General features: G+C 36.0%; 9 protein-coding genes and 1 tRNA gene. 9 read left to right on the forward strand and 1 reads right to left on the reverse strand.

Features of this window, described 5'->3' with window-relative positions; genetic code table 11:
- Positions 1 to 18: 18 nt before the first annotated feature.
- The 7 genes from recQ to XYLOR_RS12910 all read left to right on the forward strand — a co-directional run bounded on the left by recQ (position 19) and on the right by XYLOR_RS12910 (position 11571).
- Positions 19 to 2202, forward strand: coding sequence for a DNA helicase RecQ (gene recQ / locus XYLOR_RS12880; RefSeq protein ID WP_036880263.1), 2184 nt, complete (start codon positions 19 to 21; stop codon positions 2200 to 2202).
- A 92-nt stretch (positions 2203 to 2294) separates the two neighbouring features.
- The gene (guaB, locus tag XYLOR_RS12885; protein ID WP_036880265.1) at positions 2295 to 3776 is read left to right on the forward strand and encodes an IMP dehydrogenase; all 1482 of its coding nucleotides are present in this window, start codon (positions 2295 to 2297) and stop codon (positions 3774 to 3776) included.
- 12 nt (positions 3777 to 3788) lie between these two features.
- Positions 3789 to 5216, forward strand: coding sequence for a peptidylprolyl isomerase (locus XYLOR_RS12890; protein ID WP_036880268.1), 1428 nt, complete (start codon positions 3789 to 3791; stop codon positions 5214 to 5216).
- Positions 5213 to 6607, forward strand: coding sequence for a peptidylprolyl isomerase (locus XYLOR_RS12895; RefSeq protein ID WP_036880271.1), 1395 nt, complete (start codon positions 5213 to 5215; stop codon positions 6605 to 6607). Before XYLOR_RS12890 ends, XYLOR_RS12895 begins: the two co-directional genes overlap by 4 nt.
- The gene (locus tag XYLOR_RS12900; protein WP_036880273.1) at positions 6604 to 8259 is read left to right on the forward strand and encodes an OstA-like protein; all 1656 of its coding nucleotides are present in this window, start codon (positions 6604 to 6606) and stop codon (positions 8257 to 8259) included. The genes XYLOR_RS12895 and XYLOR_RS12900 overlap by 4 nt, the downstream gene beginning before the upstream one ends.
- Positions 8260 to 8453: 194 nt before the next feature.
- Positions 8454 to 10274: a DNA mismatch repair endonuclease MutL gene (gene mutL / locus XYLOR_RS12905; protein ID WP_036880276.1), complete on the forward strand. Its 1821-nt coding sequence runs from the start codon at positions 8454 to 8456 to the stop codon at positions 10272 to 10274.
- A 154-nt stretch (positions 10275 to 10428) separates the two neighbouring features.
- Positions 10429 to 11571 (forward strand): OmpA family protein, encoded by a 1143-nt coding sequence (locus XYLOR_RS12910; RefSeq protein ID WP_036880279.1) that lies wholly within the window; start codon positions 10429 to 10431, stop codon positions 11569 to 11571.
- 384 nt (positions 11572 to 11955) lie between these two features.
- Here the strand turns inward: XYLOR_RS12910 and trpS are convergent, their stop codons facing one another.
- The gene (gene trpS / locus XYLOR_RS12915) at positions 11956 to 12945 is read right to left on the reverse strand and encodes a tryptophan--tRNA ligase (protein ID WP_036880281.1); all 990 of its coding nucleotides are present in this window, start codon (positions 12943 to 12945) and stop codon (positions 11956 to 11958) included.
- Between the two features lie 159 nt (positions 12946 to 13104).
- Here trpS and XYLOR_RS12920 point away from each other — a divergent pair.
- Positions 13105 to 13179 (forward strand) — tRNA-Val (locus XYLOR_RS12920).
- Between the two features lie 126 nt (positions 13180 to 13305).
- Complete coding sequence (locus XYLOR_RS12925; RefSeq protein WP_036880283.1) at positions 13306 to 14604, forward strand: phenylacetate--CoA ligase family protein; 1299 nt, start codon at positions 13306 to 13308, stop codon at positions 14602 to 14604.

Consider the following 14604-nt stretch of genomic DNA (forward strand, 5'->3'; position numbering starts at 1 on the left):
GAGCTGCTTATTAATAATATGGCTAAAGAAGTTAACCTTGCAGGAGAATTAAAACGCTATTTTGGTTTCGATAAATTTAAGGGAGATCAGGAAGCAATAATACATAATTTACTGGATGGACAAGATACATTTGTCCTTATGCCAACAGGTGGCGGAAAATCATTGTGCTATCAGTTACCATCATTGATAATGGATGGTACGGCTATTGTAATATCTCCTCTTATCGCACTGATGAAAAATCAGGTAGATGTTATAAGCAATCTAAGTGATGAAGAAGGAGTTGCTCATTACTTGAATTCTTCATTGAATAAGTCTGCTATAGATCAAGTGAAGAGTGATATACGTATGGGTGTAACCAAACTTTTGTATGTAGCTCCGGAGTCTTTGACTAAGGATGAAAATGTGGAATTCCTTAAATCTGTTAATATATCTTTTTATGCAATAGATGAAGCTCATTGTATTTCTGAATGGGGACATGATTTTAGGCCTGAATATCGTAGGATTCGTCCTATTATTAATGAAATAGGGAAGGCTCCGATAATTGCACTTACTGCTACAGCTACAGATAAGGTTAGAACTGATATTAAAAAAAATTTGGGTATCGTTGAGGCAAAGGAATTCAAAAGTTCTTTTAACCGTCCTAATCTTTATTATGAAGTACGTCCTAAAACAAAAGATATAGATAAGGATATCATTAAGTTTATAAAAAAACATAGTGGTAAAAGTGGTATAATATATTGTCTTTCACGAAAGAAAGTTGAAGAACTTGCAGAAATTCTAAGAGCTAATGATATTCCTGCTGCAGCATATCATGCCGGATTAGACTCATCTACACGTTCACAGACTCAAGATGATTTCCTGATGGAAAAAATAGATGTTATTGTTGCAACAATAGCATTTGGTATGGGTATAGATAAACCTGATGTCCGTTTTGTAATCCATTATGATATTCCAAAGAGTCTAGAAGGATATTATCAAGAGACAGGTCGCGCAGGTCGTGATGGTGGAGAAGGGTTATGCATAACGTTTTATGCATACAAAGATTTGCAGAAACTTGAAAAGTTTATGGAAGGCAAGCCTGTCGCAGAACAGGATATAGGAAGACAACTGTTGCAAGAAACCGCAGCATATGCAGAATCTTCTGTATGTAGAAGAAAAATGTTATTACATTATTTTGGTGAAACATACGAAAAAGATAACTGTGGTAATTGTGATAATTGTTTACATCCTAAAGAACAGATAGAGGCAAAGAGTAAGTTGCTTATTGTATTGAATGCTATAGTATCAATAAAAGAAAATTTTAGGACTGATTATGTAATCAATTATGTGAAAGGTATTGAAACAGATGATATTGTTGCACATAATCATCAAGAAAATGATGATTTTGGCGCTGGTGCTGATGAAGATGAAAAACTATGGAATCCTGTAATCAGACAAGCATTAATTGCTGGCTATATCAAAAAAGATGTTGAAAATTATGGATTATTGAAAATTACCGCAGCAGGTAAAAAATTTATAAAGAATCCGGAATCTTTTCTTATAGTTGAAGATAAAGAATTTACAGATGAGGATTATGAAGCATACGAGCGTGACGGTGCTAGCAGTGCATTGGATCCTACTCTTTATAACATGCTTAAAGATCTTAGAAAAAAAGTTGCAATAAAAACCAATCAACCGCCATATACAATTTTCCTTGATGTATCTTTAGAACAGATGGCAACAGATTATCCAATAACATTGGATGAATTGAGAAGCATACAGGGTGTTGGCGATGGGAAAATAAAGAAAAACTATTGTAATTACTTTTTAGAACTGATAAAAAAACATTGTAGCGAAAATAACATTGAACGTCAGAGCGACTTACGTGTAAGGACTGTTGCAAAGAAGTCTATCCAGAAAGTAAGTATAATACAGAGTATAGACAGACAAATCCCTCTAGATGACATAGCAACGGCCAAGGGAATTGACTTTGATGACCTCTTGGACGAAATAGAAGCTATTGTATATAGTGGTACAAAATTGAACATTAATTATTTTCTTGAAGATGTTATGGACGAAGACCACATAGAAGATATATATGAATACTTCAAAGATTCTCAGACAGATGACCTTCATGTCGCTATGGAAGAATTGGGTAATGATTACGATGAAAACGAAATAAGATTAGTACGTATAAAGTTTATGTCTGAAGTTGCAGATTAATTTGCGTTAATTCAGTGCGAAAATGCTTAAAACATATCTCTATGTCTAGAAAAATAGCTATATTTGCACGCAATAAATTTTTATAATATAATATGGCATCATTTATTGCAGATAAAATTGTAATGGACGGTCTTACGTTTGACGACGTCCTCTTGATACCCTCTTATTCTGAGGTATTGCCTAAAACGGTAGAGTTGAAAACCAAATTTTCGCGTAACATTCAATTGAATATACCATTTGTTACCGCGGCAATGGACACTGTCACAGAATCACAGATGGCTATTGCTATTGCGCGTGAGGGTGGAATTGGAGTAATCCATAAGAATATGTCAATAGATGAACAAGCCCGCCAAGTTGCTATTGTAAAAAGGGCAGAAAACGGAATGATCTATGATCCTGTTACAATCCGCCGTGGTTCAACCGTAAAAGATGCTCTAGATATAATGGCGGATTATCATATAGGTGGAATCCCCGTTGTTGATGATGATAATCACCTTGTAGGAATTGTTACAAACCGTGATTTGCGTTTTGAAAAATGTTTTGACAAGAAGATAGATGATGTTATGACTAAAGATAATATAGTTACAACACATCAGCAGACAGACTTGATAGCTGCTGCAAAGATTCTTCAAGAGTATAAAATAGAAAAGCTTCCTGTAGTTGATAAAGACAACCGCTTAGTTGGTCTAATCACTTACAAAGATATTACAAAAGCTAAAGATAAACCCATCGCTTGTAAAGATTCAAAAGGACGCTTGCGCGTTGCTGCCGGTGTGGGTGTTACAAATGATACAATAGACAGAATGCGTGCGCTAGTTGACGCTGGTGCTGACGCTATAATAATTGATACAGCACATGGACATTCAAAGTCTGTTATAGAAAAATTAGTTGAGGCAAAAAAACAATTTTCTAATGTTGATATTATTGTTGGTAATGTAGCAACAGGCGAAGCTGCTAAAATGCTAGTCGAAAATGGTGCAGATGGAGTTAAGGTTGGTATCGGCCCTGGATCAATATGCACCACTAGAGTTGTTGCAGGTGTAGGTGTTCCACAGCTTAGCGCTGTATACGACGTAGCAAGTGCATTAAAGGATACTGATGTTCCATTGATTGCTGATGGCGGTTTACGTTATTCTGGCGATGTGGTTAAGGCATTGGCTTCTGGTGGACACAGTGTAATGATTGGTTCACTAGTAGCTGGAACTGAGGAAAGTCCTGGTGAAACTATTATATTCAATGGTAGAAAATTTAAGAGCTATCGCGGAATGGGATCACTTGAAGCTATGGAGAATGGTTCAAAAGATAGATATTTTCAGGCTGACACAAAAGATGCTAAAAAACTTGTTCCTGAAGGTATTGCAGGTCGTGTTCCTTATAAGGGAACTGTTCAAGAAGTCGTTTATCAACTTGCTGGAGGCTTGCGTTCTGGCATGGGATATTGTGGAGCAAAAAATATAGAAGAACTACATCACGCGAAGTTTACCCGTATTACAAATGCCGGTGTTCTTGAAAGTCATCCACATGATATAACGATAACAAGTGAAGCTCCAAACTATAGCCCTTTTGATAATTGATAATAATTTAAAATGGGACGAAATGTATTGTTAATATATACGTTATTTTTTAGTTTGGTCGTGGCGGCACAAAATGACCCAACAATAATGACTATTAATGGAATACCTGTATTACGGTCAGAATTTGAATACTCGTATAACAAATACAATACATGCGGTACATCTGATAAGAAAACTATTGACGAATATGCTGATCTGTTTATTGATTACAAACTTAAGGTTGCGGCTGCATTAGATGCACATTGCGATACTTTGACTTCCTTTAAAAAAGATTTCGCTGCATATCGTGACCAACAGATATATCCATCATTCGTCTCTGATTCTGATATAGATAAAGAGGCTATAAAAATTTACAATGATAAGCGAATGAGAATAGGCGCAAAAGGACTTATAAGGCCTGCGCATATTTTCATTCATTTAAGTCAGAAAGCCACAGATATTGAAAAAAGAACTGCACAAAATAGGATCGATTCTATATATAGTCTGTTGAAAAATGGTGCAGATTTTGCATATATGGCAAAAAAGTACTCTGAAGATGATACATCTTCAAAAGGAGGATTGTTACCTTGGATTAGTCCAGGGCAGACATTGAAAGAATTTGAAGATCGGGCTTATGCCCTTAGAAAGGGAGAGATGAGCAAACCATTTCTTTCAACACAAGGGTTCCATATTATTTTGATGAAAGATAAAAAGGCTCTAGAACCTTATGACTCTTTGAGTACCGGTATAATAAAGTTTCTGAAATTGCAGGGTATTAGAGAATACATAGCCAATGAAAAATTGGATTCCATGGTAAAGCAAAGTAATGGAATTTTAAGTAAAGAGGATGTTATCAGAAAAATATCTTCAGATATGGAAAATAGTAATGTTCAATTTAGAAATTTGAGAGCAGAATATCATGATGGATTGTTATTATGTGAAATAAGCGATCGTGTCGTTTGGGAAAAAGCATCAAAAGATGAACAAGGATTGGCTAAGTTTTTTAAGAAAAATAAAAAAAGATATAAGTGGGATTCTCCTCGTTTCAAAGGTATTGTATACCATGTAAAGAATTCGTTGGATAAGAAAGCTGTTGTAGATTGCATAAAAAAAGTTCCTTTCTCAGATTGGAATGAAAAATTAACTACCACATTCAATAGTCATAATACTATACGAGTAAGGGCTGAAAAGGGCATCTTCAAGCAAGGTGATAATGCTTTTATTGATAAATTGGTCTTCAAAAAAACTGCAGAAATAAGAGAATTGAAAGATTATCCAATAGATGCAACATATGGCAAAATATTGAAAAGTAGTCCAAAATCATATGAGGATGTCCGTGATTTGGTTATTGCGGATTATCAGGATGAAATGGAAAAGCAGTGGGTTAAAGAATTGAAAAAAAAATATGTAGTATTTATAAATCGTGAAGTTTTAGAAACCGTTAACACGCATAATAAATGAAAAATAAAAAAGTAAAGATATGTGTAGCAGCACTATCCATAATGGGCTGCATTGGCCTTAAAGCACAGAGTCAGAAACAGACTGATAATACAGTCAATGGCGACAAAGCCATTGATGAGGTTATATGGGTAGTTGGTGATGAAGCTATTCTTAAATCTGATGTTGAAGCTATGCGTGCACAGTCAGAATCAGAAAATATAAAGTTTAAAGGCAATCCGGATTGCGCTATACCTGAGCAGTTGGCTGTACAGAAACTTTTTTTGCATCAGGCAGCAATAGATAGTCTTCAGGTTACTGAATCGGAAATAAACAATGGAATTGAAGAACAGATAAATTACTGGATTCAACTTATTGGTTCTAGAGAGAAGCTTGAGGAATATAAGAAACAAACAATTTCGCAAATGCGAAATCAAATGCATGATGAGTTTAGAGATCGTCAGCTGATACAGAAAATGAAAGAGCAATTAGTTAAGGATATTGCTGTATCACCTGCAGATGTGCGTGCTTATTTTAAGAATGTGCCTAAAGATAGTATTCCATATGTACCAACAGACGTTGAAGTTGAGATTATAACCAAAACTCCAAAAGTATCACAAGAAGAAATAAACCGTATTAAGGATGAGCTGAGAGACTACACCGACCGTATAAATAAAGGAGAAACATCTTTCTCTTCGTTAGCTCGTCTTTATTCGGAGGATCCAGGTTCTGCAAGACAGGGTGGAGAACTCGACTATACTGGCCGTGGAATGCTTGACCCTGCTTTTGCTAATGTTGCATTCAACCTTACAGATCCTAAAAAGATATCTAAAATAGTAGAGAGTGAATATGGTTATCATATTATACAGTTAGTTGACAAAAGAGGAGATAAAATAAAAGTCCGTCATATACTTTTGAAGCCTCATGTAACTGATGATGCTATAAATAAGTCAATATCACGTTTAGATTCAATAGCGAACGATATCAAAGTTCAAAAATTTACATTTGAAGATGCTGCGACATTTATCTCGGATGATAAAGATACAAAAAATAATCATGGGTTAATGTTTAATGCCACTCAGTCTGGTAGAACATCAAAGTTTAAAATGGAGGATTTACCATCAGAGATTGCTAAAGTTGTAGATACACTTAAAGTAGGTGAGGTTTCACGAGCTTTCAAAATGATAAATTCTAAAGGGAAGGATGTCTGTGTAATTGTGAAACTTAAGAGTAAAATAGAAGGTCACAAAGCAACAATGACAGAAGATTTCCAGACGCTTAAGGATGTTGTACTTGCGAAAAAACGTGAGGAGACCCTCCATAATTGGGTCGTAAATAAAATTAAAACGACTTATGTACGGATAAACGACCGGTATAAAAACTGTGATTTTGAATATCAAGGTTGGATTAAATGACGAATAAAAAACTAAAGAGTAAATATAACGGGCATAGAATCATATTAATTTTGGTTTTATGCCTGTTTGGACTATGCATAGCACAGTCTAGAAGTAATCGCCAAAGGCGAGTAATAGGTGACAACCGTGTCTATCTGATACATGCAGATGTCTTGCATTATAATCAAGTACGAAATCCAGAAGCACAGATACTTAATGGGCACGTTTCGTTTAAACATAGGGGGGCGCGTATGCTTTGTGATAGTGCATATTTCTATCAAGCATCTAATTCTTTTGAAGCTTTTGGCCATGTTAGAATGTTGCAAGGTGATACTCTTTCTTTAAAGAGTGATTATGCCTATTACGACGGAAATGAACAAATGGCTATGGCTAGAAGAAATGTTTTATTGACACACCGTAAATCAAAACTTTATACAGACAGTCTAAACTTCGACCGTTTGTATAATGTTGGCTATTTTTTTGAAGGAGGTAAACTTGTTGACGAAAAGAATGTCCTGACATCTGATTGGGGACAATACAATACTGAAACCCGTGAGGCTATATTCAATTATAATGTAAAACTTAAAAATCCGAAATTCTATCTTACCACAGATACATTGCATTATAGTACTAAAACTGCTGTTGCAAACATAGTTGGACCATCGCACATAAAGTCTGGCGATAGTCGTATATACACAGAATCTGGTTTTTATAATTCACGAACCGATAAGTCAAGACTATATGGACGTTCTTTGATAACTAATAAAGACAGAACTATTGTTGGTGATAGTGTATATTATGATTCAAAACGGAAAATCTGCAACGGTTATGGCAATGTGATTTATACAGATAAAAAAAACAAGAATATGTTTAAGAGCGATTACGGCTACTATAATGAGAAAACTGGTTTTGGTATGGCTACTAAGAAAGCTCTTGCGATAGATTATTCTCAGAAAGATACCTTATATATGCATGCTGATACATTCAAGATATATACATATAATATAAATACAGACTCAATGTATCGTAAGATGCATGCATATCATAAGGTACGCGCATATAGGATAGATGTTCAAGGCGTTTGTGACTCGCTTGTATATAATAGCAAAGATTCTTGCATGACAATGTACAAAGATCCTATAGTATGGAATCAGAATCAGCAATTGCTGGGAGAGCAGATAAAGGTTTATGCAAATGATTCAACTATAAAGTGGGCTCATGTTATAAATAATGCCCTTTCTGTCCAGCAAATGCCTGATAATGAGCACTTCAACCAGGTCTCATCAATTGAGATGAAGGCTTTCTTTAAAAATGGAGATATAAATAAGGGAGAGTCAATAAAGAATGTTAGAGCAGTATATTATCCCCAAGACGATAGCGACAGTTCTCTCATAGGTCTTAATTATACAGAGACTGATACAATGAAAATGTATTTGCAAAAAAGGCAATTGCAAAAGATATGGATGCCTGCAGCAACTGGGACACTCTATCCGATGTCTCAGATTCCACCTTCAAAGAAATTTTTGCCTGATTTTGAGTGGTTCGACTATGTCAGACCGCTTAATAAAAATGATATATTCGTATGGCGAGGTAAAAAGTCAGGTACCGAGTTGAAAAAAGTCGAAAGAAGAGAAGTTCCGCTGCAGACATTTAAGAGAAAATCTAAGACATAACCCTACTGATGTTAAATAGTTTATGTGTATACATTAATTAATGCATTAATATTAACTGTACGAAGATTCTGTTTTTTGTCACTTAATGATATTTTACATTATTTTACTAATAACTTAGTAAATTTAAAATGGTTTCATTAAAAATGTGATATATTTGATGACAGACAATTGACTTTTTAATTATAAGGAAAACTATGAGTGACATTATACAGCTATTACCGGATTCGGTAGCAAACCAGATAGCGGCAGGAGAAGTAATACAGCGTCCTGCATCTGTTATTAAAGAATTAGTAGAGAACGCTATTGATGCTGAGGCTAAGACTATTAATATTCTGGTCCTTGATGCTGGCAGAACATCAATACAGGTAATCGATGACGGTAAAGGTATGTCAGAGACTGATGCCCGATTGTCATTTGAGCGACATGCTACTTCTAAAATACGTAAAGCATCCGACTTATTCAGTCTTCATACTATGGGATTTAGGGGTGAAGCGTTGGCTTCAATAGCAGCAGTAACTCAAATAGAATTGAAAACCCGACAGGTAGGTAGTGAATTAGGCTCATGCCTGTCGATTTCAGGTAGTAAAATCACTAATCAGGAGCCATGTTCTTGTCAGGTGGGTAGTAATTTTAAGGTTGAGAATCTCTTTTTTAATGTTCCCGCCAGAAGAAAGTTTTTGAAATCCAATTCAACAGAGTTAAACAATATTTTAACAGCATTTGAGCGCATCGCTCTTGTTTATCCTAATATAAATTTTACGTTTCATAGTAATGGAACTGAACTGTTTCATCTCAATGCATGCGGTCTTAGACAGAGGATTGTCGATATCTTTGGAAAAAGGTTGGATCAGGATTTGCTGCCCGTAAATGTAGAAACTACAATATGCAAGATAAACGGATTTGTTGGCAGGCCAGAATCTGCGCGTAAAAAATGTAGTCATCAGTATCTTTTTGTTAATGGTAGATATTTGAAGCATCCGTATTATCATAAAGCGATTCTCACCGCTTTTGATAGGATGATACCAATGGGCGAGCAAATGCCGTATTTTATTTATTTTGATGTAGATCCTGACAGTATAGACGTAAATATACATCCAACAAAAACTGAGATAAAGTTTGAAAATGAGCAAGCAATATGGCAAATTTTAATGGCAACGGTTAAAGAATCACTTGGGAAGTTTTGTGAAGTGCCTACCATAGATTTTGATACACAAGGTGCACCTGATATACCATTGTTTAATCCTGCTAATAATGTTGATCAGCCAAAAACCGAATACAACAACTCTTATAATCCATTCAATGTCAATACAGAGCATAGAGCTCCTATACAAAAGGATTGGGAAAAATTATATGGTTTACAGCCACAGCATGAAGATACCGAAGAATTAAGTGTATTTGATTCGGATGAAGAACCAGTGCCTATAGCAGTGAATGAAATAATTGCCGAAAAATCACCAGCACATTATCAGTATAAGGGACAATATATAATGACTGCTGTTAAGTCTGGTCTTATGATCATTGATCAGCAAAGAGCCCATACTCGAATACTGTATGAGAAATATATGGTACAGTTTAGCAATAAGACATGGACTTCACAGCGCCTCCTATTTCCTGAAGTTGTTCAGTTGCCACAGTCACAATCAGTTATACTACAAAAGATATTCCAAGAGATGTCTGAAATAGGTTTCGAACTTACAGATTTAGGTGGAGGAAGCTACGCTATAAATGGCGTTCCTGATGGAATTGATGGACTTAGCTGGGGTGATATGATTAAAAACATAGTGGAGAGTTATATTAATGATGGAACTAAGGTAGGATCTAATATATACAATTCTATATCTGCGACAATGGCTCAAAGAGCATCAATTCCGGTAGGTCAGGTACTGACCAATGCTGAGATGGAAAATATTGTAAATGAGTTGTTTAGCTGCGAGAATGTTAATTATACTCCTGATGGAAATGCCATATTATGTATCTTACCGCAAAGGGAAATCGAGCATCTATTTGGGGAATAATAACAAAAGTAACGATATATTTGCAGTATTTTGTTAAAATGACAAAAATAGAAGAAAAAAAACACAACATGTAGAAAAATATCATTATCTTTGCCGCCAAATAGGATTTTCATCTATAGAATGAAGATTATTGATTATTAAATAAATAAAAGTTATGAGAAAATTATTAATCGTATTGGCTTTTGCCGGTGTTTCTGCAGCTTCAATGGCACAGAACACAAATACTGTACCTACAGAAAAGTACAGTGTTGCAACTAATTCTTTTTGGAGCAATTGGTTTGTTCAGGTAGGTGGACAGTGGAATGCTTGGTATTCTGACCAAGAAGTAGGGAAAGGTCTATCAAAAAATCCGTTCAAGAGTTTCCGTAGCGGTCAGGCTATTTCTTTCTCTGTTGGTAAATGGTTTACACCAGGAATTGGTCTTCGTACTAAATTTGCTGGAATTTGGGGTAAGACTGTTCTTGATGACAACAAAAACACAAACAAATATTGGACTGCTAACGAACAAGTATTGTTTAATTTGAGCAATATGTTTTTTGGATATAACCCAACTCGTGTTTGGAACTTTATTCCATTCGCAGGTGCAGGTATCTCTCGTTCATGCACATATAACAGATATGGACAGCAGTTCAGCGCAGGTCTTTTGAATGAATTCAATGTATCTAAGAGAGTTGCTGTTAATGTTGAATTGGGTTGGAACTTAATGACTCGTGATGCAGACGGTGTAGAAGGTACATACAGCAAACGTAATTTGAAGAGTAAAGATAATGATCTTTATGCAGAAGTTGGTTTGACATTCAACTTGGGTAAAACAGGTTGGGAGAAGACTCCAGACGTAGCAGCTCTTCAGGCTCTGAGCAAATCTCAGCTAGATGCACTTAATGCACAGTTGTCTGATGAACAGGCCGAAAATGCTAAACTGAAAGATGCCTTGGCTAATCAGAAACCAGCTGAACCAACAGTGACTAAAGAGATTGTTAATACTCCTATTTCAGTATTCTTCAACCTTGGTAAATCTGAAATTGCTTCTAAGAAAGACTTAGTAAATATTAAGGCTCTTGCTAGCTATGCTAAAGATAACAACTCTAAGATTACAGTAACCGGTAATGCTGATAGCGCAACAGGTTCTGCAAAGTATAACAAGAAATTGTCAGAGAAACGTGCAAACAAGATCGCTGATGTACTTGTTAAGTTGGGCATAAGCCGTGATAACATTTCTATTGTAGCTAACGGTGGTGTTGATACACTTTCACCTGTTTCTTACAACCGTCGTGCAATAGTTCAGATCGCACAATAATACTTATTCAGTAAAATAAAAAAGGCGTCTCAACATTGAGACGCTTTTTTTGTGTTTGATTGTTTGAGGTTGCATATAAGAGAGATTTTTTTTGTATGCTGAATATATTTCTATACACATCCTATTGTTCTATTTACCGGATGTAAATGTACGTAGTGAACAAGGTATGGCTATGCTTTTATTATTATAAAGGCAGGCAATAGTCATGACTTTATCAGATAATCAATGTGCAGTTGTCTTTGAATTACGTATAAGGTTTTGGCTCTTATTATATAATTGTTGTATTAAATACTCAATAAACAGGTAGAAAGTATGTAAAGGTTAATAAAAAGCCGTCTGATAAATAATTATCAGACGGCATAAGATGTGTTTATTGTAAATTAATCAGAAAGCCCTAAAACCTATAATTCTTCTAACTTCTTTTAGTGTAGCTGACGCACTTTCGCGAGCCTCTTCTGCACCTTCTTTTGCTATTTTATCTAAAAGTTCAGTGTTTGCACTGTATTCAAGAATTTTCTCTCTTATCGGAGCTACTGTCTTGCAGACATCCTCGGCTATCTGTTTTTTCAGATCACCGTATCTCAAAGTACAGTTATTCCATTTTTCGTCGAAATACTTATAAGTCTCTTCGCTAGATACTATTTTTAAGAATGTGAAGAGATTTTCGATTACTTCAGGCTTTTCGCTATTCATCGCCTGTGGTCCAAGGTCAGTAACAGCCTTCATAACTTTCTTACTGATTGTTTTGTCGTCATCCCTTAAGTAAATGCAGTTGCCTTCACTTTTACCCATCTTTCCACTTCCGTCAAGTCCGGGAACTTTAAGCGCTTGCGAGTTAAAGTAGAAATTTTGTGGCTCAGGGAATAGCTCAACACCATATATATTATTGAATCTGCGTGCGCATCTGCGAGCCATCTCCATATTCTGCTCCTGATCTTTTCCTACAGGAACCTTGTTCACTCTGTGCTGAAGGATATCTGCCGCCATCAGAGTAGGGTAGGTAAGAAGTCCCGCATTTACATTATCCGGTTGTTTGCGAGCCTTTTCTTTGAAAGTTGTTACACGTTCCAATTCACCAAGATAAGTGTTCATGTTAAGGTATAAATAAAGTTCAAGAGTCTCTTTTACATCACTCTGAACATATATAGGAGCTTTGTGTGGGTCTATGCCACAAGCTAGATATTCGGCCATTATCGTCCTTGAACTTGCTTGTATATCTTCAGGCTTTGGTCTTGTCGTCAGAGAATGCCAATCTGCAATAAAGAATAAACATTTGTATACCTCTTGCATCTGTACAAAACTCTTAACAGCCCCGAAATAATTACCTAAATGCAGGTTACCTGTAGGGCGTATACCACTTACTACTTTTTCCATTATTCTATATTGAATTTAGTTGTTATATTCTATAATGACCGCAAAGGTACTAAAAATCGCACAAAATTTGTGTATAAAAGAAAAAATAATGATATAAAATTTGGAGGTTTAATAAAATTTATATACCTTTGCACTCGCTTTAAGATAATAAAGCCTATAGGGCGTTTAGCTCAGCTGGTTTAGAGCATCTGCCTTACAAGCAGAGGGTCGGCGGTTCGAATCCGTCAACGCCCACCTGATAAAATCCTTGTGATATCATATCGCAAGGATTTTATTTTATTTTAGACATTATATTTATGCCTATTAGCGATAAAATAGCTATATTTGCATCGATTATGTCTAACCAACGATAAAACTACAATGATTTGGAATGAAAGTATCGAATGCATGGATCGCGAACAATTGCGCGAAGTACAAAGCCTTCGACTGAAAAAAATGGTTGATTATGTTTATCATAACACACCGTTCTACCGTAAAAAATTTCAAGAAATGGATCTGTCTCCAGATGATATTAAGGATATAGACGACATCTCGAAATTACCTTTTACTAACAAACTTGACCTTAGAGACAATTATCCTTTCGGCCTTGCTGCCGTGCCTATGAGTCAGATTGTACGTATACATGCATCTTCTGGTACTACCGGAAAACCGGTTGTCGTTCTTTACACCCGTAAGGATTTATCTGTCTGGGCAGAGAGTATTTCACGTGCTTTCACTGCATATGGGGCTTCGCAAAATGATATATTCCAAATCTCTTATGGCTATGGTCTGTTTACAGGCGGTTTGGGTGCTCATGATGGTGCTACAAATATTGGTGCAAGTGTAATCCCGATGTCTTCTGGTAATACTCAAAAACAGATAACGTTAATGCATGATTTTGGTGCTTCTGTCTTGTGTTGTACTCCTTCTTATGCATTGTTCTTGGGCGAAGCAATGAAAGAGTCGGAATATTCGCGCGATGAATTTAAACTGCGTGTAGGATGTTTTGGCGCAGAACCTTGGACAGAGAATATGCGCAAGAAATTGCAAGAATCTTTAGGCATCAAGGCTTATGATATATATGGATTGAGTGAAGTGGCTGGTCCTGGCGTAGGCTATGAGTGTGAATGTCAGCATGGAACACATCTTAATGAGGACTACTATTATCCGGAAATTGTAGATCCTAAAACAGGAGATCCTTTGCCTGAGGGACAGTTGGGCGAATTGTGCTTTACTCACCTTGTTAAAGAAGGCATGCCATTGTTGCGCTACCGCACTCACGACTTGACTGCATTGCATTACGATAAATGCTCATGCGGAAGAACATTTGTCAGGATGGATCGTATCTTGGGTCGCTGCGATGATATGCTTATTATCCGTGGCGTAAACGTATTTCCGACACAGATAGAAGCTGTGATACTCAGTCTTAAGGAATTTGAGCCACACTATCAACTTACTGTAGGACGTGAAAATAACACAGATACATCCGAACTAAAAGTAGAGCTTAAAGAAGAATATTTTACCGACGAGATGAGTCAGATGGTTGCACTACAAAAGAAACTTGAAGGTGAACTGAAAAGCGTTATCGGTATAGGCTTTAAAGTGAAAATAGTAGAGCCAAAGAGTCTGGAACGTAGTACCGGTAAGGCAAAACGTGTAATAGACAATAGAAAATTATAA

It is taken from the genome of Xylanibacter oryzae DSM 17970, assembly GCF_000585355.1.
Taxonomy (GTDB): Bacteria; Bacteroidota; Bacteroidia; order Bacteroidales; family Bacteroidaceae; genus Prevotella; species Prevotella oryzae.

Bases quoted from the DNA above. Each gene is read 5' to 3' on its own strand.
- XYLOR_RS12900 (WP_036880273.1), top strand. From the start codon at position 6,604: ATGACGAATAAAAAACTAAAGAGTAAATATAACGGGCATAGAATCATA.
- mutL (WP_036880276.1), top strand. From the start codon at position 8,454: ATGAGTGACATTATACAGCTATTACCGGATTCGGTAGCAAACCAGATA.
- XYLOR_RS12895 (WP_036880271.1), top strand. From the start codon at position 5,213: ATGAAAAATAAAAAAGTAAAGATATGTGTAGCAGCACTATCCATAATG.
- XYLOR_RS12910 (WP_036880279.1), top strand. From the start codon at position 10,429: ATGAGAAAATTATTAATCGTATTGGCTTTTGCCGGTGTTTCTGCAGCT.
- guaB (WP_036880265.1), top strand. From the start codon at position 2,295: ATGGCATCATTTATTGCAGATAAAATTGTAATGGACGGTCTTACGTTT.
- XYLOR_RS12925 (WP_036880283.1), top strand. From the start codon at position 13,306: ATGATTTGGAATGAAAGTATCGAATGCATGGATCGCGAACAATTGCGC.
- recQ (WP_036880263.1), top strand. From the start codon at position 19: ATGGCTAAAGAAGTTAACCTTGCAGGAGAATTAAAACGCTATTTTGGT.
- XYLOR_RS12890 (WP_036880268.1), top strand. From the start codon at position 3,789: ATGGGACGAAATGTATTGTTAATATATACGTTATTTTTTAGTTTGGTC.
- trpS (WP_036880281.1), bottom strand. From the start codon at position 12,945: ATGGAAAAAGTAGTAAGTGGTATACGCCCTACAGGTAACCTGCATTTA.